Below are 24,318 nucleotides of genomic sequence, written 5' to 3'. Positions count from 1 at the left end.
CCATGAATTTCAAGCTGGTTTTTCGGGTGTCCGGTAAGGTGCTGCTGGTGGAGGCCGCCTGTATGCTTCTTCCGTTGGCGGTAGCCCTGCTCTACGGTGACGATCCCCGCCCCCTGCTCCTCTCCGCTGTGGTCACCGCGGCCGTGGGCGGGCTTTTGTCCCTGCTGCGGGCCAAGACCGACTTCTTTGCCCGGGAGGGCTTTTTCACCGCCGGGCTCATCTGGGTTCTGATCGGCGTATTCGGCGCCCTGCCCTTCCGCATCTTCGGGCTGCTGTATCCCGAAACGGGGGCCTTTCCCACCTACATCGACGCCCTGTTTGAATCGCTGTCCGGCTTCACCACCACCGGCGCCTCCATCCTCACCGCCATTGAAGGTCTGCCCTACGGACTGCTGTTCTGGCGCTCCTTTACCCACTGGCTGGGCGGCATGGGCGTACTGATTCTCACCATTGCCCTGCTCCCCTCCCTGGGAGCCCGCACCCTGCACCTGATGAAGGCCGAGTCCCCCGGCCCCATTGTCTCCAAGCTGGTGCCCAAATCTTCCGAGTCTTCCAAGATCCTCTACGGCATCTATTTTGCCCTCACCGTTCTGGAGGTGATCGCACTCAAGCTGACGGGGATGCCCCTGTACGACTGCGTGGTCAACTCCTTCGCTACCGCCGGCACCGGCGGTTTTGCCATTCTGAATCTCTCCATCGGCGGCTACCACAGCCCGGCCGTCGAGATCATCATCGGTGTGTTCATGCTGCTGTTTTCGGTGAACTTTGCCCTGTATTTCCTGATCCTACAGGGCAAATGGAAACAGGCCCTGGACAGCGACGAGCTGCGGTTTTTCGGCGCGGTTGTGAGCCTTTCGGTTGTCCTCATCACCTTTAACATCGCCGGCCAGTACGGCTCGCCCCTTACCGCTCTGCGTCACGCCTTCTTCCAGGTGGCCTCCATCATCTCCACCACCGGCTTTTCCAGCGTGGACTTCAACCTGTGGCCGGAGTTCTCCCGGGTGCTGCTGGTCATCCTCATGTTCTGCGGCGCCTGCGCCGGGTCCACCGGCGGCGGGGTCAAATGCTCCCGGGTGCTGCTGCTGCTCAAAAACGTCCGCCGGGAGATCCGCCAGATCATCCACCCCCGCTCGGTCAACGTGGTCAAGCTGGACGGACGTGTGGTGGAGGAAAAGGTCCTGCACACCGTCACCATCTTCCTGGGCGCCTATATGCTCATCATTTTCGCCGCCTGCCTGGTGGTGGCCCTGGACAACTTCTCTTTCGGTACCACCTTTACCGCCGTGGTGGCCTGCATCAGCAACATCGGCCCCGGCCTGGAGGCGGTTGGCCCCATGGGTAACTTTGCCCTGTTCTCGCCTCTGAGCAAACTGGCTCTCACCGCCTGTATGGTCATCGGCCGGCTGGAGGTCTTCCCCATCCTTATCCTGTGCAGCACGGCCGCCTGGCGGCGGGTGTAATCGCTTCCTTTCTCGCCCCGGACGGGAGCGGGCTTTGCCCGCCCCGTCCTTTTTTGTTGTTTTCCCTGGCGAACACAAAAATTTTTCACAAAATTTTTTGGCATTCCTCTTTTTTGCATTTACGGTCTTCTGCCGCTCGTAAGGGGGCAAACTTTTTATTTGAATCTCTTTCGCTTTCGAACTTTCTATGTTTTTGAGGCCGCCTGGTAACAATGCACGGAAAGCTGCATTTTGTACTTTTTATTTTCGTTTGAATTGTAAAATCGGTCATATTGGCCGGAAACGGGACCGTGCCGCCTTGCAAAAAGAATTGGTTATGATAGAATATTTAACAAGGAGTTCTCCCCCTGGCAGAGGGGGAGAACAAGCAAAGGAGTGGAGATTTTGAACTTTGAACATTTCTTTTGGGTGGGGCTGGTCGGAGCGGTCGTTGCTCTGATCTTTGCCTGGGTCCAGCGGAAGAACGTCCTCAAATTTTCTGAGGGCACCGACCTGATGCAAAAGATCGCGGCCTCGATCCGTGAGGGCGCCAACGCCTACCTCAAGCGGCAGTACAGCACCGTAGCCAAGGTATTTCTGGTGGTCTTTGTGCTCCTGCTGGTCATTGCCTTCGCCTCTAACGGAGAGATGCTCTCCAAATTTACCCCCTTCGCCTTCGTCACCGGCGGTATCTGGTCCATGCTGGCCGGCTTCATCGGCATGAAGATTGCCACCCAGTCCAACGCCCGGACCGCCCAGGCCGCCTCTGAGAGCCTGAACCGCGGGCTGCGGGTGGCCTTCTCCTCCGGCTCGGTCATGGGCTTCACCGTGGTGGGCCTAGGCCTGCTGGACATCTCTATCTGGTTCTTCCTTCTTCACTATGCCTTTGGCATTACCGATCCCAACACCCTGGCCAACATCATGGTCATGAACGGCATGGGCGCCTCCTTCATGGCGCTGTTCGCCCGGGTGGGCGGCGGCATCTATACCAAGGCCGCCGACGTGGGCGCCGATCTGGTGGGCAAGGTGGAGGCCGGCATCCCTGAGGATGACCCCCGCAACCCCGCCACCATTGCCGACAACGTGGGCGACAACGTAGGCGACGTGGCCGGCATGGGCGCCGACCTGTATGAGTCCTATGTGGGTTCCATTCTGGCCACCTTCGCACTGTCCGCCGTGGCCGGCTACGGCTACGCCGGTATGATCCTGCCCATGGTCATCGCCGTGGCCGGTATCGTGTGCTCCATCATCGGCTCCTTCTTCGTCAAGACCAAGGAGGACGCCGACCAGAAGTCCCTATTGAAGAGCCTGCGCACCGGTACCTATCTAGCCGCCATTCTTTCCGCCATCGCCGCCGCCCCCCTCACCTACTTTACCGTGGGCAACTGGGGCGTGTATGTGGCCATTCTGGCCGGCCTGGTGGGCGGTTGCGCCATCGGCTACTTCACCGAGTACTACACCTCCGACACCTATAAGCCCACGCAGAAGCTGGCCGCCTCCTCCGAGACCGGCTCCGCCACCGTCATCATCGGCGGCATCTCCCTGGGCCTGAAATCCACCGTGGCTTCCATCCTCATCGTGGCGGCCGCCGTGCTCATCAGCTACTTTGCCGCCGGCGGCTCCCTGAATGTAGTGGACGAAAGCGGCCTGTTCACCGCCGCCTTCAACCAGGGCCTCTACGGTATCGGCATCGCCGGCGTGGGTATGCTGTCCACCCTGGGCATCACCCTGGCCACCGACGCCTACGGCCCCGTGGCCGACAACGCCGGCGGCATCGCTGAGATGTCCGGCCTGCCTGAGCAGGTCCGCGAGCGTACCGACGCCCTGGACTCTCTGGGCAACACCACCGCCGCCACCGGCAAGGGCTTCGCCATCGGCTCCGCCTCCCTGACCGCTCTGGCCCTGCTGGTGTCTTATGTGGACATCGTCCAAACCAAGACCAGCGAGGTTCTGAACTTCACCCTGACCAGCCCCACCGTGCTGGTGGGCATGTTCATCGGCGCCATGCTGACCTTCGTGTTCTCCGCCTTCACCATGTCCGCGGTGCAGACCGCCGCCGAATCCATCGTGGTGGAGGTCCGCCGGCAGTTCCGCGAGATCGCCGGCATCATGGAGGGCAAGGCTGATCCCGACTATGCCGCCTGCGTCTCCCTGTGCACCAAGGGCGCCCTGCATGAGATGGTGGCTCCCGCCCTGCTGGCCATCATCGTCCCCATCGCCACCGGTCTGATCCTGGGCCCCACCGGCGTGGTGGGCCTGCTGGGCGGCGTGTCCGTCACCGGCTTTGCCATGGCTGTGTTTATGTCCAACGCCGGCGGCGCCTGGGACAACGCCAAGAAGTATATCGAGTCCGGCCACCATGGCGGCAAGGGCTCCGACTGCCACAAGGCCGCCGTCGTGGGCGACACTGTGGGCGACCCCTTCAAGGATACCTCCGGCCCCTCCCTGAACATTCTCATCAAGCTGTGCTCCACCGTCTCTATCGTATTCTCCGGCCTGGTGGTCAGCTTCAACCTGATGGGCATGCTGTAAGCCAAACCGCTTCGGCCCGGCCGTCCACTGGACGGCCGGGCCCTTCTGCTCTATCCGCTCTTATGCAGGATTTCTATAAGGGTCTTTCTTCCGCCTCTTGTCACGGTCCAAGCCTTTTGATATAATAACTTTATTCTGCTAAATCAAAACGGAGGGATTCCTATGATACGAATCACCAACTCTCCCGTAACCTATACAGGGGCGGGCTTTGCGCCCGCCGCCGGGAGCGAGGGCCGGGACAGAACCATGGCCTACTCCATCCTGAAGGCCCACAACACCGCCCCCGATATGGATCGTCTGAAGATCCGGTTTGACGCCATGGCCTCCCACGACATCACCTATGTGGGCATCATCCAGACCGCCCGCGCCTCTGGCATGACGGAATTCCCGGTGCCCTATGTGCTTACCAACTGCCACAACTCCCTGTGCGCCGTGGGCGGTACCATCAACGAGGATGACCACGTTTTTGGCCTGTCCGCCGCCAAAAAGTACGGTGGTGAGTTTGTTCCCGCCCACCAGGCCGTCATCCACTCCTACATGCGGGAGCGGTATGCCGCCCCCGGCCGGATGATCTTGGGTTCCGACTCCCACACCCGCTACGGCGCTTACGGCGCCATGGCCATCGGCGAGGGCGGCCCCGAGCTGGCCCGCCAGCTCCTGTGCAAGACCTACGACGTGGCCTATCCCAAGGTCATCGCCGTCTACCTCACCGGCGCCCCCCGCCCGGGCACCGGCCCTCAGGACGTGGCTCTGGCCCTGATCGGCGCCACCTTCCGGCAGGGCATCGTGAAAAACGCGGTGCTGGAATTCTTCGGCCCCGGCGTAGCCAGCCTAGCCATGGATTACCGCTCCGGCATTGATGTCATGACCACCGAGACCGCCTGCCTGTCCTCCGTGTGGTCCACCGACGACACGGTGCGGGAGCATCTGGACCTTCTGGGCCGCGGTGAGCAGTTCAAGGCTCAGGCCCCCGCCGCCGGCGCCCGCTACGACGCCCTCATCGAGATTGACCTGGGCACGGTGGAACCCATGATCGCCCTGCCCTTTCACCCCTCAAACGCCTTCACCATCCGGGAGTTCAAGGCCAACATGGCCGACCTGCTGCACCAGGTGGACGAGGACGCGGTCCGGCAGTTGGAGCTGAAGAATCCCCCCGCCTCTCTGACCAAGAAGATTGTGAACGGCCAGTTCCAGGTGGACCAGGGCGTCATCGCCGGCTGCTCCGGCGGCGTGTATCAGAATCTGGTCCGGGCAGCGGAGATCCTGGGCCGCCACCCCATCGGCTCCGGCGCATTCTGGCTGTCCTGTTACCCCGGCTCCATGCCCGTCATGCAGGAGCTGACCCGCAAGGGTTATATCAGCACGCTGATGGCCGCCGGCGCCTCCATTCGTTCCTGCTTCTGCGGCCCCTGCTTCGGCGCCGGAGACGTGCCCGCCAACGGGGCTTTCTCCATCCGGCATTCCACCCGCAACTTCCCCAACCGGGAGGGCTCCAAGCCCGGCGACGGCCAGGTGTCCTATGTGGCCCTGATGGACGCCCGCTCCATCGCCGCCACCGCCCTGAACGGCGGCGTGCTCACCGGGGCGGACGAGCTGCCGGAGCCCCCGGCGGACCCCGCCCGCGAACCCTATCAGTACGACGACAGCTCCTACCGCTCCCGCGTCTACTACGGCGTGGGCAAGCCCCAGAAGGACGCCGAGCTGGTGTTCGGTCCCAACATCGCCGACTGGCCGGAGCAGGTGCCCCTGCCGGAGGACCTGCTCCTCACCGTGGCGTGTGCCATCTATGACCCGGTGACCACCACGGACGAGCTCATCCCCTCCGGCGAGACCTCCTCTTACCGTTCCAACCCCATCCGTCTCAGTGAGTTTGCCCTGAGCCGGAAGGACCCCCAGTATGTGCCCCGGGCCAAGGCGGTCCTGGCCGAGGAGCGCAGACGCCGGGCGGGCGAGGTCCCCGACGCTCTGCTGGGTCACGACCCCAGGACCACTGGCCTGGGCTCTCTGGTCATGGCCCTGAAGCCCGGCGACGGCTCCGCCCGGGAGCAGGCCGCCTCCTGCCAGCGGGTGCTGGGCGGCTGCGCCAACATTGCCGAGGAGTATGCCACTAAGCGCTACCGCTCCAACGTGGTGAACTGGGGGATGCTGCCCTTCATCTGCGCTGGCCTGAAGGAGAAAAACCTCCAACCCGGCGACCGGGTCTATATTCCGGGTATCCGGGCCCTGCTGGAGGGCGACGGCGAGGAGGTGACGGCCACCCTGCTCCAGAACGGCGTGGAATCCCCTGTCACCCTGTGCCTGCCCGGCCTGACCCGCGAAGAGCGGGACATCATCCTGGCCGGCTGCCTCATCAACTTCTACGCAAAATGATGGAACGCGGAGCCTCCCGGATGATTTTTTCCGGGAGGCTCTGTCATAAAAAGGGTCCTTCCATCGTCTATCTGGATAGAAAGGGGGTTCCACCATGAAACGCATCTGTTCTCTTGCCTGCGCGCTGCTGCTCTGTCTGGCTCTGCTCCCGGTCCGCGCCTCCGCCGATATGGGGCCCAAGCCGGAGCTCACCATTTTGGTGAAAAACGCTCCGGACGGGCTCTACTACCTGGATCTGCTCATCCCGGAGGAGACGCGGGGCAGCTATGACAACCTGCATGGCAAGCCCTACGACCAGGCCCTGCTGGCCGGGCTTCATGTCTGGGAGGGGGAGGGCTGGTATCCCGCCTTCGCCGGCGGCACCCGGGCCCCGCTTTTCGGAGACCTGACTCCCGATGCAAACGGCGCCCACCGCTTCACCTACCACGGCCTGCCAAAGACCTTCCGCATCGCCGTCTCCACGGCGGAGGGCTCCCAGGCCACAGAGGAATCCTTCACCCGCACCGCTTTTTATACCAATCTGGTCTATGACTGCCAGACCAACTCTGTCACCCGGGCCACCTCCGGCTGGCTGGCCAGATTGATCCAGCTCCTGGCCACCCTGATCCCCACCCTGATTGTGGAGGGGATCGTCCTCCTCCTCTTCGGCTTCCGGCTGCGGGAGAATGCCCTGGTGTTCCTGCTGGTCAACCTGGCCACGCAGCTCGGGCTCCACCTGGTGATCGGCAGCGGATTCGTCACGCTTGCCAGCTCCTTCCCCTTCTATCTGCTGGTCCTGCTCCCGGCGGAGGCCGTCATCTTCGCGGTGGAGGCCGTAGCCTACGCCTTCCTGCTCAAGGGAGGGCATACCCGGGGCCGGCGGATACTCTATGCCCTGGCTGCCAACGCTGCCAGCTTTGCGGCGGGTTTCTTCTCCCTCCAGCCCGTCCTCTCCCTACTGAAACAGCTCTGACCTTTGGAAACCGGAGCGGCCAATGCCGCTCCGGTTTTATTTACAAATCGGTACAGACAGGGTATAATAAAATATTGACGATCCATACCAACGATTTTCCGGTTATGAGGTGTTCGCTTGAAAAAATCTCTGTCTTCCATTCTCCTGGCCGCGCTGCTCCTGCTCACCGCCTGCGGCGGGGGGCAACCGGCCTCCCCCGCCCCCACGGAGGGCGGCACTTTGCGGGTCCTGTGCACCACCTATCCCGTCTATCTGTTTACCACCGCCGTCACCAAGGGGGTGGATGGGGTACAGGTGGACCTGCTGGTTCAGGGGCAGATTTCCTGCCTCCACGACTACACCCTCACCGTCAACGATATGAAGGCCATCGAGGCCGCCGACGTCATCGTCATGAATGGCGTAGGGCTGGAGGACTTCATGTCCGACGCCCTGTCCCAATCCGCCGCCTCAGTCATCGACTGCGCCCAGGGTCTTGAACTGCTTCCCTACGAGGGTCACGAAGAACATGACCACGGAGCCGGCGAGGAGGAAGGGGAGCACTATGACCCCCACATCTGGATGGCCCCCGGGAATGCGGAACGGATGCTTCAAACGATCGCAGAGGCGCTGGCCGTTGTCGATCCAAGCCATCTGGATCCATATCGCTCCAACAGCGGTACCGCCGTAAAGGAGATTCAGAGCGGCATCCAGCCGGACGGGGATGCGCTGGCCGCCCTTCCGGGTCTCATCACCTTCCACGACGGGTTCCAGTACTTCGCCCAGGCGTTTGGTCTGGAGCTGCTCAAGGCCATCGAAGAGGAGGAGGGCTCCGAGGCGTCCGCCGCCGAGATCCGGGAAATCGTCTCTCTGGTGGAGGAGCACCATATCCCCGCCATCTTCACTGAGAAAAACGGCTCCGACGCCACCGCCCGGGCCATCGCCCGGGAGACTGGCTGCGCCGTCGATACGCTCGACATGATCATGAGCGGCGACGGCGACGGCATCCAGCCCTATATCGACGCTATGAACGCCAATCTCGGCACCATTCTGGAGGCTCTGCAATGAGCGTCAAAAAGCACGAAAACGCCGGCTCCGGCTGCTCGGGGGCCTGTTGCCTGAAGGTGGCGGACCTGTCCGTCTCGCTGGGGGAGCAGACCATTCTGGAGCATGTCAGCTTCCACCTCCACTGCGGGGAGATCACCGCCCTCATCGGCCCCAACGGAGCGGGCAAGTCCACCCTCTTCCGCACCATTCTGGGCCAGCTCCCCCACGCGGGGACCATCGACTTCCAGCAGGCGGGCGGGCGGCGGACCCGGCCCCTCATCGGCTATGTGCCCCAATCCCCCTCCTTTGACCGGGGGGACCCGGTGAGCGTGCTGGACCTGTTCGTCTCCGCCATCGACACCTGGCCGGTGTTCCTGCCGGCGCCGAAAAAGGTCCGCGCCCGGGTGGCGGCCTGCCTGGAGCGGGTTCACGCCGAAAGCCTCATCGACAAGCGCATCGGCTCCCTGTCCGGTGGCGAGCTCCAGCGGGTGCTGCTGGCGATGGCCCTGGAGCCGGTGCCCCACATTCTGATTTTGGACGAGCCACTGTCCGGTGTGGACATCGAGGGGGAAAAGCAGCTTCTGGACATGCTGGACGAGGTGCGGCGGTCTTACGACCTGTCCATCCTCCTGTCCACCCACGACTTTGCCACCCTGGAGGAATATGCCGACAAGGTCATCCTGCTCCAGAGCGGAGTGCTGAAGGCGGGCACGCCGGCGGAGGTCCTCTCCTCCCCGGAATTCCAGGAGGTCTTCCACCTCTCGCTGGGAAGGGGGCGGGGCTGATATGGCGCTGTGGTACTCCCTGGTGGACCTGCTGCCCTTCGACTGGGCCCAGCCCGGAAGCATGTTCTTTATGAAGAACGCCCTGCTGGCGGTGCTGGTCATCTCCCCCCTGTTCGGCCTGCTGTCCACCATGGTGGTGGAAAGCCGCATGTCCTTCTTCTCCGACGCGCTGGGCCACTCCGCCTTTACCGGCATCGCCATCGGCACTCTGCTGGGCGCGTCGGTGAAGCTCTTTGCCGGCGCCGATCCCATGTGGTTCGCCGTGCTGTTCGCGGTGGTCTTTGCCCTGCTGTTCACCTTTGTCCGGCGGCGGACCGCCCTGGCCAGCGACACCGTCATCGGCGTCTTCTCCTCTACCGCCGTGGCCCTGGGCATCTTCATCGCCACCCTGGGCGGCGGCAGCTTCACCAAGTACAACGCCCTGCTCATCGGCGATATCCTCAGCGTGGAGCCTGCCAAAATTGGCCTGCTGGCCCTCATCCTGCTGGTCCTGGTTCTGCTGTGGGCTCTGTCTTTCAACCAGCTCCTGCTCGCCTCGGTCCACCCCGCTCTGGCCGACAGCCGCGGCATCCGGGTATTCTGGCAGGAGGCCCTCTTCTCCGCCGCCATTGCCGTGGTGGTCACCGTATCCATGACCTGGGTGGGACTGCTGGTCATCAACTCCCTGCTGGTACTCCCCGGCGCCGCCGCCCGCAACGTGGCCCGGAACATGAAGGAGTACCATCTGTTCTCCATCCTCTCCGCTGTGATCGCAGGCGTGGCCGGACTGATGACCTCCTACTACATCGGTTCCTCCGCCGGCGCTTCCATCACGCTGTACCTGGCCCTGTTTTTCGCCTGCACCTTCGCCCTGCGCAAAAAACGCCTATAAGGAGAAAAAGGAGGTATCCTCTATGGCTGTTCTGCTCTTTCAGGGGCACGCCAGTTGCCGCGTCGTCACCCGGTCCGGCATGGTAATCTACCTTGACCCTGCCGTTGGGGAAGGCTACGACCTGCCCGCCGATCTGGTGCTCATCACCCACGAGCACGGCGACCACAACGACCTCTCCCGGGTCATCCAGAAGGCCGGCTGCCGGGTCATCCGGGCCGGCCAGGCCCTCACCGGCGGCGTCTACCGCACCTTTCAGGTGGGGGACGTGCGGGTAGAGGCTGTCCCCGCCGGGAACCGGAACCACCCCATGGACGCCTGCGTGGGCTATCTCCTCACCGCCGACGGCAGGACCCTCTACCACGCCGGGGACACCTCCTGGGTGGACGCCATGGCCGGCCTGGCCGGCCGGCGCCTGGACTGGGCCCTGCTGCCCATCGACGGTATTTACAACATGGACGCCGCCGAGGCCAGCCGCTGCGCCTGGACCGTGGCCGCCCGGCACTCCGTGCCCATCCACACCGACCCCAGCTATCACTACAACCGCGCTCTGGCCGAGGGCTTCGATGGCCCGGGCCGGCTGCTGCTGGAGCACGGGGAGAGCACAGAGCTGTAATCCACCAGACAAGGAAAGGAGGCGGCCGGTATGGGCGCCTATCTGCTGGCCCTGGACCAGGGCACCACCAGCTCCCGGGCCATTCTCTTTGACCGGGAGCAGAACATCGTGGGCGTGGCCCAAAAGGAATTTACCCAGTTCTATCCTCAGGAAGGCTGGGTGGAGCACGACCCCATGGAGATCTGGTCCTCCCAGTACGGCGTGATGATGGAGGTCATCGCCCAGACAGGGGTCACCCCCGCCCAAATCGCCGCCATCGGCATCACCAATCAGCGGGAGACCACCATCCTGTGGGAAAAGGACACCGGGCGGCCCATCTGCAACGCCATCGTGTGGCAGTGCCGCCGCACCGCCCCCATCGTGGACAGACTGCTCGCCGACGGTCTCGGGGATCACATCAGGCAGACCACCGGCCTGGTGCCCGATGCCTATTTCTCCGCCACCAAGATCCGATGGATGCTGGATCATGTGGAGGGCGCGCAGGAGCGGGCCCGCTGCGGAGAGATCCTCTTCGGCACGGTGGACACCTGGCTGCTGTGGAAGCTGACCGGCGGGGCCGTCCACGTCACCGACTACACCAATGCCTCCCGCACCATGCTCTACGACATCCATAAGCTGTGCTGGGACGACACCCTGCTCGCCGCCCTGGACATCCCCCGGGCCATCTTGCCGGAGGTGCGGGATTCCAGCGCGGTGTATGGCTACGCTGAATTTGCCGGGGCGCAGGTGCCCATCGCCGGCATCGCCGGCGACCAGCAGGCCGCCCTCTTCGGGCAGACCTGCTTCCGCCCCGGCCAGGCCAAGAATACCTACGGCACCGGCTGCTTCCTGCTGATGAACACCGGCGCCATCCCCTGTGTCAGTCAGAACGGCCTCATCACCACCATCGCCGTGGGCCTGGGCGGGAAGGTGCAGTATGCCCTGGAGGGCTCGGTCTTTGTGGGAGGCGCGGTCATCCAGTGGGTCCGGGATGAGATGCGCTTTCTCACCGAGAGCCGGGACGCGGAATATTACGCGCAAAAGGTCCCCGATACCGGGGGCGTGTATCTGGTGCCCGCCTTCACCGGCCTGGGAGCCCCCTACTGGGACATGTACGCCCGAGGCTGCATCGTGGGCCTGACCCGGGGCACCCGGCGGGAGCACATCATCCGGGCGGCTCAGGAGTCCATCGCCTATCAGGTCTGTGACCTGGCCACCGCCATGGAGAAGGACACCGGCATTCCGCTGGACCAGCTCCGGGCCGACGGCGGGGCCAGCCGGGACGGCTTTCTGCTGCAGTTCCAGGCCGATATCCTGGACCGGCAGGTCCGGCGTCCGGTGATCCGGGAGACCACCGCTCTGGGCGCGGCCTATCTGGCCGGGCTGGCCGTGGGGGTGTGGAAGGACCAGGACGAGATCGAGGGACTCTGGAAGTGCGATGTGACCTTCGATCCGGATATGGCCCCTCAGCGGCGGGAAACACTGCTGTCCGACTGGCACAGGGCCGTGGACCGCAGCCGCGGCTGGGCCAGATGACGCGAAAGGACGGGTTAAGGCGGTATTGGGTCACCTTATAAACATACGGGGCCGTCCCAATGGGACGGCCCCGTATCCTTTATGAGCTCTTTTTCTCCATCTCCGCCGCGGCCAGCTCCACGGCCCGCCGCAGGTATTCCTCCAGCTTCATCTCCTCGGTCCCGGCAATCCGGGTTCCGCAGGCGTTGGAGGGGATCAGAATCTTGACCCCCTCCGCCCCGGACACGGCGGAGGCCACCGCCGGCGGCACCTCGCCCATGAGACCGTTGGCCAGGATCACGCCGATGGGGCCCAGAATGATGTCCGCCCGGACCGCATTGACGGCGATGGCGTTCTCTCCGGTGGCGCCACGGCCAGCCCCCGCTTTGAGCATGGCGTTGGTGGCCAGCACGTTGGTGCCCGCCGCCAGCAGCTCCCACCCCGGCAGGAGCCGGGGCTTGAGCAGGGCCACCAGACGGCTTCCGATGCCGCCGCCCTGCCCGTCGATGACTAAAATGCGCATCTCTCGTTCCCTCCACTCAGGTCTGGTCGTCCATCACGGCCTGGAAGCCGTCGGTACAGTGTTCGGTTCCGTCCGGCTCCACCCAGAAAGCCTCCACCCCCTCCAGGGATTCCGCCAGCTCCTTTCCCGCCTCATAGGGCAGGTTGAACAGGGCGGTGGACAGCGCATCCGCCTTCCCCGAGTCGTCCGCCAGTACTGTGACGGAGGCAAAATAGTCCGCCGGCATCAGGGTGTCCGGGTCAATAATATGGTGGTAGTCTCTGCCGTTCACGGTGTAATAGCGCTGGTAGCTGCCGCTGGTCACCAGGTTCTGGCCGGCGATGCGCAGAGTGTGGAGGTAGCCGCCCTCCCCCGGGAAGGGGTTCTCCACCCCCACCGGCCAGGGATCGTCCGCCCCCAGGCGGCTGCCGATGGCGCACACGTTGCCCCCCACGCTGAGGAGCAGGGATTCTACCCCCCGCGCCCGGGCGCTGTCGCAGACCCGCTGGGCGGCATAGCCCTTGGCGATGGCCCCCACGTCCAGGCTCATGGCCGGGTCGGCCAGATAGACGGTGGAGCGCTCCTCGTCGATGACCACAGCTTCCGGGTCCGTGTGCTCCGCGGCCGCCCGCAGCGCCTCCATGGGAGGCAGCGCGGCCCGCTCCGGGTCCAGAATGCCCGCCTCCCGGTAGTCGTGCCAGATGGACAGCACGCTGCCGAAGGCCACGTTGACCTTGCCGCCGGTGACGCCGTACATCTCCCGGGCCTCCAGCAGCAGGTCGATGATCCGCCGGTCCACCTCCACCGGGGCCTCTCCCGCCCGGTCGTTCACCGTCTTGAGGTTGTTGAGGCCGGGGTAGTCGTTGTAGATGTCGTAGAGCCGGTGATAGTCCAACAGCTCGGCGTGAATGCGTCCGGCCTCCGCGCTGAAGTCCTCCCCGGTCCCGCCGTAGGCCACCAGGGTGGTGACCGTGTCAAAGACGTCCAGATAGGTGAGCTCGTGGCGCTCCGGCGTCTGGCTCCGGGGTGTGCAGGCGGTCAGCGCCAGCAGCAGCGCGGCGCACAGGGCCGCCAGCAATCGTCTCATGGGATTCCTCCTAAAATTTCACCAGCAGAAGTAGGGTCCCGGCGGTGAGCAGAGCCAGCCCCACGCCTGCCCGGCGGCTGAGGCGCTCCTTCAGCAGCAGAGCGGAAAAGGCCACCGTGACCAGGATGCTCAGCTTGTCGATGGGGACCACCACGCTGGCCAGTCCATCCTGGAGGGCCCGGTAATAGAGCATCCAGGACAGTCCCGTGGCCAGGCCGGACAGGGCCAAAAAGATCCAGCTTCTGGCGTCAATGGCGGGGATCTGCCGCTGGAGGCCCTGTGCAAAGACGATCCCCCAGGCCATAGCCAGCACCACCAGGGTTCGGATGGCGGTACCCAGGTTGGACTCCACTCCCTGGATGCCCACCTTTCCCAAAATGGCGGTGAGGCTGGCAAACACGGCGGAGAGCACCGCCCAGACGAGCCAGCCCTTCCCCTCCGGCTCTGCCTTGGCGCTCTCCTGCCGCTGGAGCATCAGCAGGGTGCCGCCCAGGATGAGGCCCATTCCCAGCAGCATGTTGAGGGAGATACGCTCCCGCAGCAGCAGAAAGGCCAGAAGCATGGTGAGCACGGTGCTGGACTTGTCGATGGGCGCCACCTGGTTCACGCTGCCGAGCTGGAGGGCCCGGAAATAACAGATCCAGCTTGCCCCGGTGGCCAGGCCGGAGAGGACCAGGAAGAGCCAGCTCCCGGCCCGGATGTCTCCTATGGTGCCGCCGGAGCCCACGATGAGCACCATCAGCCAGGCAAACACCGCCACCACCACGGTGCGCAGGGCGGTGGCCAGGTGGGAGTTGACTCCCTTGATGCCGATCTTGGCCAGTACCGCCGTGATGCCGGCGAAGAGGGCAGAACCAAACGCATAAAGAACCCACATCGTTCCCGCTTCCTTTCGATTCTATTACTATACACCGCCGGCAGGGGCTTTGTCCACCCTATTCCCGCCGGGCAGGTATGCAAAAACGCGGCCCACGCGGGGGCCGCGTTCCGCTTTCCACTGGGGCGGGCGCCGTATACAGGCTCATTCCCGGTCCGCCGGAGCGCCGGGAAGCTGCACCTCTGGCATCAGCTCCCGACTCAGGACGGTCAATATCTCCTCGAGCTGGGCGCACTCGGCCGGGGAAAACCGCCGGATCACCCGGCCCATCACCGTCTGGATGTAGTCGTTGCTGATGTTATAGTAGTCCAAATACTTCTGGGTGGGCCGCAGATGGTACTCCCGCTTGTCGCTCTCCGAGCGCACCTTCACCACATAGCCCTTTTTGATTAGGCTGTTTACCTTATAGGCTGCGTTGGGCGAGGAGATCTTCATAAAGGAGGCAAACTCGTTTACCGTAGGTTCCCCCAGCGCCTGGATGGTCTCCATGGCAAAGGTCTCCACCGTGGTCAGGCTGGCCTCCCGCCTCTGGAAGCGCTCAAACGTCTCCAGATAGAAGTGCAGCTTGAATTTGGTATAGACCTCCGCGAATTTCTGCTCCAGCATGCGTCCCGCCTCCACGTCGATGATCCTGTGCGTTTTTCTTATTGTATCAGACGGCGGGGAGAACGGCAAGTCTCACTGGTCGGTCAGTACAAAGGTCAGCTCCGCCACCGCGGCCACCTGGCCGTCCACCGTGGCCCCGGCCGCGCCGATGCCCACCGGGCCCTTCCGCTTCACCATCGCGCACTCCAGCTCCAGCACGTCGCCGGGCGCCACCCGGCGCTTGAACCGGGCGTTTTTAATGCCGCCGAAAATGGCCAGCTTGCCCCTGTTCTCCGGCAGGGACAGGGCCGCCACCGCCCCCACCTGGGCCAGGGCCTCCAGGATGAGCACGCCCGGCATCACGTGCTTCTGGGGAAAATGGCCGCAGAAGAACGGTTCGTTCACCGACACGCACTTGATTCCCCTGGCCCACGCTCCGGGCTCGTAGTCCGTGATCCGGTCCACCAGGGCGAAGGGGTAGCGGTGGGGCAGCAGCGCGGCGATCTGATTGGAATCCAGCTCCATCTACCGTCCCTCCCATCTCTGAAACAGCAGGCTGGCGTTGTGGCCGCCGAAGCCCAGGGAGTTGGACAGGACGCAGCGCAGGTCGGCGTTCCGGCCCGTGTTGGGCACCACGTCCAGGTCGCACTCCGGGTCGGGCTCCCGGTAGTGGATGGTGGCCGGGAGATAGCCGTCCACCAGGGCCAGCGCGGAGAAAATGGCCTCCACCGCCCCAGCGGCCCCCAGCATATGGCCGGTCATGGACTTGGTCGAGCTCATAGCCAGCCGATAGGCCCAGTCCCCGAACACCGCCTTCACCGCCGCGGTCTCCCCCTTGTCGTTCAGGGGGGTAGAGGTGCCGTGGGCGTTGATGTAATCCACTTCCTCCGGCCGGATTCCTCCGTCGGCCAACGCCAGGGCCATGGCCGACGCCCCGCCGGAGCCGTCGGGGGCCGGGGCGGTCATGTGGTGGGCATCGCAGGTAGCGCCGTAGCCCACCACCTCGGCATAGATCCGGGCCCCCCGGGCCTTGGCGCGGCCATACTCCTCCAGAAGCAGAATGCCGGCCCCCTCTCCCAAAACAAAGCCGCTGCGCTCCCTGTCAAAGGGGATAGAGGCCCGGGCCGGGTCGTCCCCGGTGTGCAGGGCCTTCATGGAGGTGAAGCCGCCGACGGCCAGGGGGGTGACCACGCTCTCGGCCCCGCCGCAGAGCATCACGTCGGCGTAGCCGTCCCGGATTTGCCGGAAGGCGTCGCCCACCGCGTTGGTGCCCCCGGCGCAGGCGGTGACCGGGCAGGTACACATGCCCTGAAAGCCGTGCCGGATGGCGATGAGCCCGGCGGCCATGTTGCAGATGGTCATGGGGATATAAAAGGGAGAGATTCGGTCGAAGCCCTTGGTCTGGCCCTTCACCAGCTCCTCCACCGTGATGGACAGCCCGCCGATGCCGCTGGAAACGATGACGCCGCAGCGCAGGGGGTCCTCCCGCTCCATGTCCAGCCCGCCGTCCGCTACGGCCTGCTGGGCCGACGCCACCGCAAGCTGGGCAAAGCGGGCCATATGCTTGGCCTCCCGCCGGTCCATCCAGGCCGTGGGGTCGAAATCCTTTACCTCGGCGCACAGCTTGACCTTCTGGTTTTCCGCGTCATACTGGGTGATGGGGCCGATGCCGCACACCCCGTCCTTCACCGCCTGCCAGGTCTCGGCCACGGTGTGGCCCAGCGGGGTGACACACCCCAGTCCGGTGATGACGACCCGTCGTTTTTCCATCGAACCAACCTCCTTCATACGGCCATGCCCCCATCCACGCAGAGAACCTGGCCGGTGAGATAGCCCGCCTCCTCCGAGGCAAAAAAGGCCACGGCGGCGGCCACATCCGCCCCTGTGCCCAGCCGCTTCATGGGGATGGTGTCCAGCAGGGCGGTGCGGGCGGTCTCGGGCAAGACGGCGGTCATATCGGTGTCGATGAAGCCGGGAGCCACCGCGTTGACGGTGACGCCCCGGGTGGCCAGCTCCTTGGCCAGGGACTTGGTCAGGCCGATGAGTCCCGCCTTGCTGGCGGCGTAGTTGGACTGCCCCGCGTTGCCCCGCAGGCCCACCACTGAGCTGACGTTGACGACACGGCCGAAGCGCTGCTTTATCATGGTCCGGGCCGCCGTCTTACAGCACAGGAAGGCCCCCTTCAAATTGGTGGCGAGGACGGCGTCGAAGTCCTCCTCCTTCATCCGCATCACCAGATCGTCCCGGGTGATGCCGGCGTTGTTGACCAGGATGTCGATGCGGCCGAACTCCTTCACCACCCCGTCCAGCAGGGCATTCACGGCGGCGGTGTCCGTCACGTCGGCCCGGACGCCCCGGGCGGGCCTGTCCAGGGCGGCGCAGGCGGCCTCCGTCTCCCGGGCGGCGGTGGTGTTGCCGGCGTAGCTGAACACCACTGCGGCGCCCTGTCGGGCCAGCTCCAGGCAGACCGCCCGGCCGATCCCTCGGCTGCCGCCGGTGACCACGGCGATTTTTCCTTCTAAACTCATGGCATGTTATCCTTTCAGGGCAGAGACCGCCCCGTCCAGCTCGACGGGAGTCTCCACGGCATAGGTTTGCATCTCCGGGGCGGTCTTGCGGACGAAGCCGGACAGGGTTTTACCCGGACCGATCTCCACCACAGCGTCCACCCCCAGCGCCGCCAGACGGCGAATGGTGTCCTCCATGTAGACGCTGGACTGGACCTGCCGCTCCAGTAGGGCGGGGATGGTATCCGCCGGGCCCATCAGGTCCCCCAGGCAGTTGAAGAGCACGGGGACCTCCATGGGGCGGAAGGCCACGGTCTGGAACCGCTCCCGCAGGGTGTCGCCAGCGGGGGCCAGCAGCGAGGTGTGGAAGGGCCCGCTGACCTTCAGGGGCAGGCAGCGCCGGGCTCCCTTTTCCCGGGCCAGGGCGGCGGCCCGCTCCACCGCGGCCTTTTCACCGCCGATGACAAGCTGGCCGGGGCAGTTGTAGTTGGCGATCTCCACCACGCCCAGGTCCGACGCCTCCCGGCAGCACTCCGACAGCGCCGCCCGGTCCAAATTCAGCACCGCCATCATGGCGGATTCCACGCCCTGGGCCGCCTGAGCCATGGCCCTGCCCCGGAAGGCGGCCAGGGAAATGGCGGTCTCGTCGTCCAGCACCCCGGCACAGTGAAGGGCGGAATACTCCCCCAGGCTGAGGCCGGCGCAGTAGTCCGGACGCAGTCCTGCCGCCTTCAGCAGCTTGGTCACGCCCACGGCGAAGGCTACCAGGCAGGGCTGGGTGTAGGCGGTCTGGTTCAGCACCCCCTGGGGGTCGTCCAGACAGGTTTCGGTCAGATCGAAGTCCACCGGGGCCCCGTCGTAGGCCTGTCGGAACAGAGGGCTGGACTCGTAAAACGCCCGCCCCATGCCGGGGTGCTGACTGCCCTGCCCGGCGTATAAAAAGGCCAGCTTCATCGCTCCGTCAGTCCTTTCACACAGCTTTGATACCCCGTCCACAGGTCCTCGAAGATGGCCCGCAGGGGGCGGATCTCGTGGAGCATCCCCGCCACCTGGCCCGCCATCAGGCTGCCGGTGTCCACGTCGCCGTCGAACACCGCCCGGCGCAGGGAGCCCAGGGTGAGCTTTTCCAGCTCCATCAAGGGCACGTCCCGCTTTTCCATGCGGACGTATTCCCGAGCCATCTTGTTTTTCAGCACCCGCACCGGCGCGCCGGTGGTGCGGCCGGTAACCATGGTGTCGCTGTCCTTGGCCTTCAAAAGGGCCTGCTTGTAGTTGTCGTGGATGGGGCACTCCAGGCTGGTCAGCAGGCAGGTGCCAAGCTGGACGCCGCAGGCCCCCAGGGCAAAGGCGGCGGTGAGCTGCCGGCCGTCGGCAACGCCGCCGGCGGCCACCACGGGCAGATCCACCGCGTCCGCCACCTGGGGCACCAGGGCCATGGTGGTCATCTCCCCCACGTGGCCGCCGGACTCGCAGCCCTCGGCGATCACGCCGTCGATGCCGCTGCGGGCCAGCCGCTTGGCCACCAGGGAGGCCGCTACCACCGGGAATACGGTAATCCCCGCCTCCTTCCACAGGGGAAGGTAGGCGGTGGGCAGGCCCGCCCCGGTGGTCACCACCTTGACCCCCTCCTCGGCCACCACCTTGGCCATCTCCGGGGCGGCGGGGTTCATCAGCATGATATTCACCCCGAAGGGCTTGTCGGTGAGCGCCCTGCACTGGCGGATATGCATCCGCAGGGTCTCGGCGTCCATGCCGCCCCCTCCGATCAGGCCCAGGGCCCCGGCGTTAGAGACGGCGGCGGCAAACGCGCCGGTGGCGATGTTGGCCATGCCGCCCTGGATAAAGGGGAACTCCGTCCCCAGAAGTTCATTGAGCTTCATGTTCTCTCCCCCATTTCCACAAGGGCGCCGCCCCAGGTCAGCCCGCCGCCGAAGGCCACGCAGAGGGCCCGTTTCCCCGGCCCCAGCCGCCCGGCCCGGACCACCTCGTCCAGCGCCAGGGCGGTGCTGGCCGAAGAGACGTTGCCGTATCGGTCCATGTTCATCCATACCTTCTCCGGCGGGATGCCGCATTTTTTCCGGATGTGCTCCAGGATGCGGCGGTTGGCCTGGTGGAAGACAAATTCATCCACGTCCTCCAACGCCAGCCCAGCCCGGTCCAGCACCTGATCCATGCACCGGGGTACGGTCTCCACGGCAAACCGGAACACCGCCGTTCCCTCCATATACAGCACCGGCTCGGCTCCCCGGTTGATCCCCGGCCCGTTGAGAATATCCCAGGTCCCCCGGGCCCCCAGCACCGTGGGCATGGGGGGATAGGTCTCCCCATACTCCACCACCGCGGCGGCCGCCCCGTCCCCGAAGAGGATGCAGGTGCCCCGGTCGGTGTAGTTGGTGATGCGGGTGAGCACCTCGGAGCAGACCACCAGGCCGTATTTCCGGGGGCTGGCCGCCAGCAGGGCCTGGGCGGTGTGCAGGCCGTAGACAAAGCCGGAGCAGGCGGCGTTTAGATCGAAGCACACCGTGTCCTCCGGCAGACCCAGCCGGTTTTGCAGCACGCAGGCAGTGGAGGGAGTGATGTAGTCGGCGGTGATGGTGGGGACCAGGCAAACCCCTACGGTCTCCGGACCGATTCCGGCCATCTCCATGGCCGCCCGGGCGGCGGCCTCGGCCAGGCTGCTCTGGGTCTCGTCCCTGCATTTCCGCCGCTCCCGGATGCCGGTGCGGCTGACGATCCAGGCATCGTCGGTCTCCACGATCCGCTGCAGATCCCGGTTGGTGACCACCTGCCGGGGCAGGGCGCTGCCCGTGCCCTTGAGCCTGATTCCGCTCACGCGCGTTCCTTCTTTCCTGCCGGGTCTCCCATGGCCCGGAATTTTTGATACCGCTGGGCTGCCAGGGTCTCGCCGCTCTGCTTCCGCAGGGAGCCCAGGGCCCGGGTCAGGGCCCGGTCCATGGCGGCGAAGGCGGCGGCCGGGTCGGTATGGGCCCCGCCGGGGGGCTCGGCGATGATGCCGTCGATGACCCCCAGCCGCCGCAGGTCCGGCGCGGTGAGCTTCATCACCCCGCTGGCCTCCTCCGCCCGTCCCGCGTCTTTCCACAGAATGGCGGCAAAGCCCTCCGGCGACAGGACGGAGTAGACGGCGTTCTCCTGCATGAGCACCACGTTGCCCACCCCTAGGGCCAGGGCCCCGCCGCTGCCTCCCTCCCCGGTGATCACCGACACCACCGGCACGGTGAGGGCGCTCATCCGGGCCAGGGTGCGGGCGATGGCCTCCCCCTGGCCCCGTTCCTCGGCCTCCAGGCCGGGATAAGCGCCGGGAGTGTCGATAAAGGTAAGGACCGGGCGGCGAAATTTTTCCGCCTGGTCCATCAGCCGCCGGGCCTTGCGGTAGCCCTCCGGGTTGGGCATCCCGAAGCGGAACCGAAGGTGCTCCTCCAGGGTCTTTCCCTTCCGATGGCCCAGAACGGTAACCGGGCGGCCGTGGTACAGGGCCACGCCCCCCAGGATGCTGCCGTCCTCTCCGCACAGGCGGTCCCCCCGCTGCTCAAAAAAATCGGTGAACAGGGCGGCAATGTAGTCCGCCGTTCCCGGCCGGTCCGGGTGCCGGGCAAGGGTCACCCGCTCCCAGGCGGTGCGGTTCCCGTTCATCGCCCTCCCCCCTTTCCATGGAGCCTCAGCAGACGGGCCAGGGTCTCCCGCAGCTCGGCCCGGGGGACCACCTCGTCCACAAAGCCGTGCTCCTGTAAAAATTCCGCCCGCTGGAAGCCCTCGGGCAGGGTCTGGTGGATGGTCTGCCGGATGACCCGGGGCCCGGCAAATCCGATGAGAGCGCCAGGCTCCGCCAGGATCACGTCCCCCAGGCTGGCAAAGCTGGCCGTCACTCCCCCGGTGGTGGGGTCGGTGAGCACGGAGAGGTACACTCCCCCCTTTTGAGAGAACCGCTCCAGGGCGGCGGCGGTCTTGGCCATCTGCATCAGGGATAAAATGCCCTCCTGCATCCGGGCCCCGCCGCTGGCGGAGAACAGGATGAGGGGAAGCTTATATTGGGCCGCGTACTCCACAAGCTGGGCCACCTTCTCCCCCACGGCGGCGGATATGCTGCCCATGAGGAAGCGGCCGTCCAGCACCCCCACCGCCACCTTGCGGCCGTCCAGCCGTCCCGTGGCGGTGACCGCCGCCTCGGTAAGGCCGGTGCGGCGCTGGGCGTCGTCCAGCTTCTCCCCATAACCCGGGAAATTCAGAGGATCCCGGGCCCCGATCCTCTCCCCCAGCTCCCGGAAGGTACCGGGGTCCAGCACCAGCCGCAGCCGGTAATAGGCGCCCACCGGGTTGTGATGGCCGCATCGGGGACAGACATAGAGGCTTTTGGCCAGCTCCCGCTTGGACGCCACGGCGCCGCAGGCCGGGCAGGGGGCGGCCAGGGTGTTGTCCAGGGCCGGGTGGCTCTGGCCGTCCCGCAGGGCCTTCAGGGCCAGCAGGCGGGCCCGGCGCTTGGCAAACAAATCGGTCATGTCTCAGCCTCCTTGGTCCAGGCCAGAAGCTCCTCCAGGTGCTCCTCCAAAAATGCGGTAGTGACGCTGCCCCGGACAAAATCCGGGTGGTACAGAATCTGGTGGGCCAGCATGGCGTTGGTGGGAAAGCCCTCCAGCACGAACTCCTCCAGGACCCGGCGCATCCGGCGGATGGCCTCCAGCCGGGTGGGGGCGTGGACCACCAGCTTGGCACACAGGGAATCATAATAGGGGGGCAGCTCGTAGCCGGTGTACAGGGCGGAATCCACCCGCACCCCGCAGCCGCCGGGGAAATGGAGGAACTCCACCCGTCCGGGACAGGGCCGGAAGCCCTGGGCCGGGTCCTCGGCGTTGATGCGGCACTCGATGGCGTGGCCCCGCAGGGCGATGTCCTCCTGCCCCCAGGACAGGGGCAGACCCGCCGCCACCCGGAGCTGCTCCCGCACCAGGTCGGTGCCGGTCACCAGCTCGGTGACCGGATGCTCCACCTGAATACGGGTGTTCATTTCAATGAAATAGAACCGGCCCGCCGGGTCCAGCACAAACTCGATGGTGCCCGCGTTTTCGTAGCCCGCAGCCCGGGCCGCCGCCACGGCGGCCTCCCCCATCGCCTTTCGCAGCTCCGGCGTCAGGGCCCGGGAGGGGGACTCCTCCACCAGCTTCTGGTTCCGCCGCTGGAGGGAGCAGTCCCGCTCCCCCAGGTGGACCACATGACCCTGCCGGTCGGCCATGATTTGAAATTCAATGTGCCGCGGGTCCAGGATCAGCTTTTCCAAATACAGCTCCCCGCTGCCAAAGCAGGCCACCGACTCGGCCCGGGCTTCGTGGAACAGCCGCTCCAGATCCGCCGGGTGATCCACCCGGCGCATCCCCCGGCCGCCGCCGCCGGCACTGGCCTTTACCAGCACGGGGTAGCCGATGGCCTCCGCCACCGCCCCGGCGGCTTTTCCGTCGGGTACCGGACCGTCGGAGCCGGGCACCACCGGCACCCCCGCCTTCCGCATCAGCGCCCGGGCAGCGGCCTTGTTGCCCATGGCCCGGATCACATCCCCAGAGGGGCCGATAAAGGTGATTCCGTTCTCTGCACAGGCATCGGCAAACCCGGCGTTCTCCGACAGCAGGCCGTAGCCGGGGTGGACGGCGTCGCACCCGGCGGCCCGGGCGGCGGTGAGGATGGCGTCCTGGTTCAGATAGCTGTCCGCGGCCCGGGGCGGGCCGATGCACACCGACCGGGTAGCGAGCTGCACGGGCAGGGCCTCCCGGTCGGCGGTGGAGTACACCGCCACCGTCTCGATGTCCAGCTCCCGGCAGGCCCGGAGCACCCGGAGGGCGATCTCCCCCCGGTTGGCAATCAACACGCGCTTAAACATGGCTTACAGGGGGCGGTAGCGGAGAAGTGGGGCGCCGAATTCTACCAGCTCGCCGTCCCGGCCGTACAGCTCCTCCACCATGCAGTCGCAGGGGGCCTTGACCTCGTTCATCATCTTCATGGCCTCGATGAGGCAGACCGTCTGTCCCTCGGACACCTGCGCACCCGCCGTTACGAAGGGGGCGGCGTCCGGCGCAGAGGCGGCGTAATAGGTCCCCACCAGCGGTGCGGACAGGACCTTCCCCGCCGGTTCCGGCCCCGCCGGAGCGCAGGCCGCGGCTGGGGCGTCCGGCGCAGCCCCCCCGTTCCGGGTCAGCTCCAGGGATACGTCCTTTTGCGTCAGTCGCAGCCCCGTCAGTCCGCTGGCCGAAAAGCGGTCCATCAGCTCAAAGAGCTCCTGGTTCGTCATGGGCGGCCTCTCAGTTCCGGTGGGCGTCCACGTAGTTCACCAGGTCGCCCACCGTCTTGAGGGTGGGCAGCACTCCGTCCTCGATGGTCACGCCGAAGGCCTCCTCTAGCGCCATGGACAACTCCACCGCGGCCAGAGAGTCGGCCTCCAGATCCTCGGCCAGGCGGGCCTCCATGGTCACCTTGTCGGCATCGCAGCTCAGGGTCTCCACGATCCTATCCCGTACTTTTTCAAAAGTCATTGTCACGCACTCCCTCTTGATTAATCAAATAATTTATCTAAATTTTTTTAAGTAAATTATTTGAGTTGTATTTTACGCTACAAGGGGCTGTTTGTCAAGCCTGTTTTTTCCATGGCATGGAAATGACAAACGCAAAGCGAGGACCGGG

24 protein-coding genes are annotated in these 24,318 nt (G+C 65.4%); 9 read left to right on the top strand and 15 right to left on the bottom strand.

Annotation, left to right across the window (positions count from 1 at the left end; all coding sequences use genetic code 11):
• The first annotated feature begins 2 nt into the window (after positions 1-2).
• The 9 genes from B3H64_RS02720 (at position 3) to glpK (ending at position 12,100) form a co-directional block, all read left to right on the top strand.
• Positions 3-1,460: a TrkH family potassium uptake protein gene (locus tag B3H64_RS02720; RefSeq protein ID WP_050617806.1), complete on the top strand. Its 1,458-nt coding sequence runs from the start codon at positions 3-5 to the stop codon at positions 1,458-1,460.
• Between the two features lie 375 nt (positions 1,461-1,835).
• Complete coding sequence (locus B3H64_RS02715; RefSeq protein ID WP_094762370.1) at positions 1,836-3,971, top strand: sodium-translocating pyrophosphatase; 2,136 nt, start codon at positions 1,836-1,838, stop codon at positions 3,969-3,971.
• 162 nt (positions 3,972-4,133) lie between these two features.
• On the top strand, positions 4,134-6,341 hold the full coding sequence (locus B3H64_RS02710; protein WP_050617805.1) for a hydratase: 2,208 nt from the start codon (positions 4,134-4,136) through the stop codon (positions 6,339-6,341).
• A gap of 94 nt (positions 6,342-6,435) precedes the next feature.
• Positions 6,436-7,293 (top strand): hypothetical protein, encoded by an 858-nt coding sequence (locus B3H64_RS02705; protein WP_050617804.1) that lies wholly within the window; start codon positions 6,436-6,438, stop codon positions 7,291-7,293.
• Positions 7,294-7,410: 117 nt separating this feature from the next.
• Entirely contained in the window at positions 7,411-8,337 is a 927-nt protein-coding gene (locus tag B3H64_RS02700) for a metal ABC transporter substrate-binding protein (protein ID WP_050617803.1), read from the top strand.
• The gene (locus tag B3H64_RS02695) at positions 8,334-9,101 is read left to right on the top strand and encodes a metal ABC transporter ATP-binding protein (protein ID WP_286732739.1); all 768 of its coding nucleotides are present in this window, start codon (positions 8,334-8,336) and stop codon (positions 9,099-9,101) included. The genes B3H64_RS02700 and B3H64_RS02695 overlap by 4 nt, the downstream gene beginning before the upstream one ends.
• Position 9,102: 1 nt before the next feature.
• Positions 9,103-9,972, top strand: a complete 870-nt coding sequence (locus B3H64_RS02690) for a metal ABC transporter permease (RefSeq protein WP_050617801.1) — start codon at positions 9,103-9,105, stop codon at positions 9,970-9,972.
• Positions 9,973-9,994: 22 nt separating this feature from the next.
• Positions 9,995-10,585: an MBL fold metallo-hydrolase gene (locus B3H64_RS02685; protein ID WP_286732737.1), complete on the top strand. Its 591-nt coding sequence runs from the start codon at positions 9,995-9,997 to the stop codon at positions 10,583-10,585.
• A 30-nt stretch (positions 10,586-10,615) separates the two neighbouring features.
• Positions 10,616-12,100 (top strand): glycerol kinase GlpK, encoded by a 1,485-nt coding sequence (gene glpK, locus B3H64_RS02680; protein WP_286732735.1) that lies wholly within the window; start codon positions 10,616-10,618, stop codon positions 12,098-12,100.
• Between the two features lie 79 nt (positions 12,101-12,179).
• Here glpK and B3H64_RS02675 read toward each other — a convergent pair whose 3' ends face one another.
• The 15 genes from B3H64_RS02675 to acpP all read right to left on the bottom strand — a co-directional run bounded on the left by B3H64_RS02675 (position 12,180) and on the right by acpP (position 24,170).
• Complete coding sequence (locus B3H64_RS02675; protein WP_050617798.1) at positions 12,180-12,602, bottom strand: DUF3842 family protein; 423 nt, start codon at positions 12,600-12,602, stop codon at positions 12,180-12,182.
• Positions 12,603-12,618: 16 nt separating this feature from the next.
• Positions 12,619-13,668, bottom strand: coding sequence for an FAD:protein FMN transferase (locus B3H64_RS02670; RefSeq protein WP_050617797.1), 1,050 nt, complete (start codon positions 13,666-13,668; stop codon positions 12,619-12,621).
• Positions 13,669-13,678: 10 nt separating this feature from the next.
• A complete protein-coding gene (locus tag B3H64_RS02665; RefSeq protein ID WP_050617796.1) occupies positions 13,679-14,545 on the bottom strand; it encodes an EamA family transporter in 867 nt (288 codons plus the stop codon).
• Between the two features lie 144 nt (positions 14,546-14,689).
• Positions 14,690-15,151, bottom strand: coding sequence for a MarR family winged helix-turn-helix transcriptional regulator (locus tag B3H64_RS02660; RefSeq protein WP_256303740.1), 462 nt, complete (start codon positions 15,149-15,151; stop codon positions 14,690-14,692).
• 72 nt (positions 15,152-15,223) lie between these two features.
• On the bottom strand, positions 15,224-15,655 hold the full coding sequence (gene fabZ, locus B3H64_RS02655; RefSeq protein ID WP_286732727.1) for a 3-hydroxyacyl-ACP dehydratase FabZ: 432 nt from the start codon (positions 15,653-15,655) through the stop codon (positions 15,224-15,226).
• The gene (gene fabF, locus B3H64_RS02650; RefSeq protein WP_286732724.1) at positions 15,656-16,900 is read right to left on the bottom strand and encodes a beta-ketoacyl-ACP synthase II; all 1,245 of its coding nucleotides are present in this window, start codon (positions 16,898-16,900) and stop codon (positions 15,656-15,658) included.
• Between the two features lie 14 nt (positions 16,901-16,914).
• Positions 16,915-17,658 carry a 3-oxoacyl-[acyl-carrier-protein] reductase gene (gene fabG / locus B3H64_RS02645; RefSeq protein WP_286732721.1) on the bottom strand — a complete coding sequence of 248 codons (744 nt, stop codon included), beginning with the start codon at positions 17,656-17,658 and terminating at the stop codon, positions 16,915-16,917.
• A 6-nt stretch (positions 17,659-17,664) separates the two neighbouring features.
• Positions 17,665-18,591 carry an ACP S-malonyltransferase gene (gene fabD, locus B3H64_RS02640; protein ID WP_286732719.1) on the bottom strand — a complete coding sequence of 309 codons (927 nt, stop codon included), beginning with the start codon at positions 18,589-18,591 and terminating at the stop codon, positions 17,665-17,667.
• The gene (locus B3H64_RS02635; protein WP_286732717.1) at positions 18,588-19,517 is read right to left on the bottom strand and encodes a nitronate monooxygenase; all 930 of its coding nucleotides are present in this window, start codon (positions 19,515-19,517) and stop codon (positions 18,588-18,590) included. The genes fabD and B3H64_RS02635 overlap by 4 nt, the downstream gene beginning before the upstream one ends.
• Positions 19,514-20,470 (bottom strand): beta-ketoacyl-ACP synthase III, encoded by a 957-nt coding sequence (locus tag B3H64_RS02630; RefSeq protein ID WP_050617789.1) that lies wholly within the window; start codon positions 20,468-20,470, stop codon positions 19,514-19,516. The genes B3H64_RS02635 and B3H64_RS02630 overlap by 4 nt, the downstream gene beginning before the upstream one ends.
• The gene (locus B3H64_RS02625) at positions 20,467-21,288 is read right to left on the bottom strand and encodes an acetyl-CoA carboxylase carboxyltransferase subunit alpha (RefSeq protein WP_286732715.1); all 822 of its coding nucleotides are present in this window, start codon (positions 21,286-21,288) and stop codon (positions 20,467-20,469) included. Before B3H64_RS02625 ends, B3H64_RS02630 begins: the two co-directional genes overlap by 4 nt.
• Positions 21,285-22,151, bottom strand: coding sequence for an acetyl-CoA carboxylase, carboxyltransferase subunit beta (gene accD / locus B3H64_RS02620; RefSeq protein ID WP_286732713.1), 867 nt, complete (start codon positions 22,149-22,151; stop codon positions 21,285-21,287). The genes B3H64_RS02625 and accD overlap by 4 nt, the downstream gene beginning before the upstream one ends.
• Positions 22,148-23,521, bottom strand: coding sequence for an acetyl-CoA carboxylase biotin carboxylase subunit (accC, locus tag B3H64_RS02615; protein WP_050617786.1), 1,374 nt, complete (start codon positions 23,519-23,521; stop codon positions 22,148-22,150). The genes accD and accC overlap by 4 nt, the downstream gene beginning before the upstream one ends.
• Before the next feature lie 3 nt (positions 23,522-23,524).
• Complete coding sequence (locus B3H64_RS02610) at positions 23,525-23,929, bottom strand: acetyl-CoA carboxylase biotin carboxyl carrier protein (protein ID WP_286732708.1); 405 nt, start codon at positions 23,927-23,929, stop codon at positions 23,525-23,527.
• A 10-nt stretch (positions 23,930-23,939) separates the two neighbouring features.
• On the bottom strand, positions 23,940-24,170 hold the full coding sequence (gene acpP / locus B3H64_RS02605) for an acyl carrier protein (protein ID WP_050617784.1): 231 nt from the start codon (positions 24,168-24,170) through the stop codon (positions 23,940-23,942).
• Between the last annotated feature and the right edge of the window lie 148 nt (positions 24,171-24,318).

The organism is Intestinimonas sp. UBA1698, from assembly GCF_002320075.1.
GTDB lineage: Bacteria > Bacillota > Clostridia > Oscillospirales > Oscillospiraceae > Intestinimonas > Intestinimonas massiliensis.
This window is presented reverse-complemented; position numbering and strand designations above follow the sequence as displayed.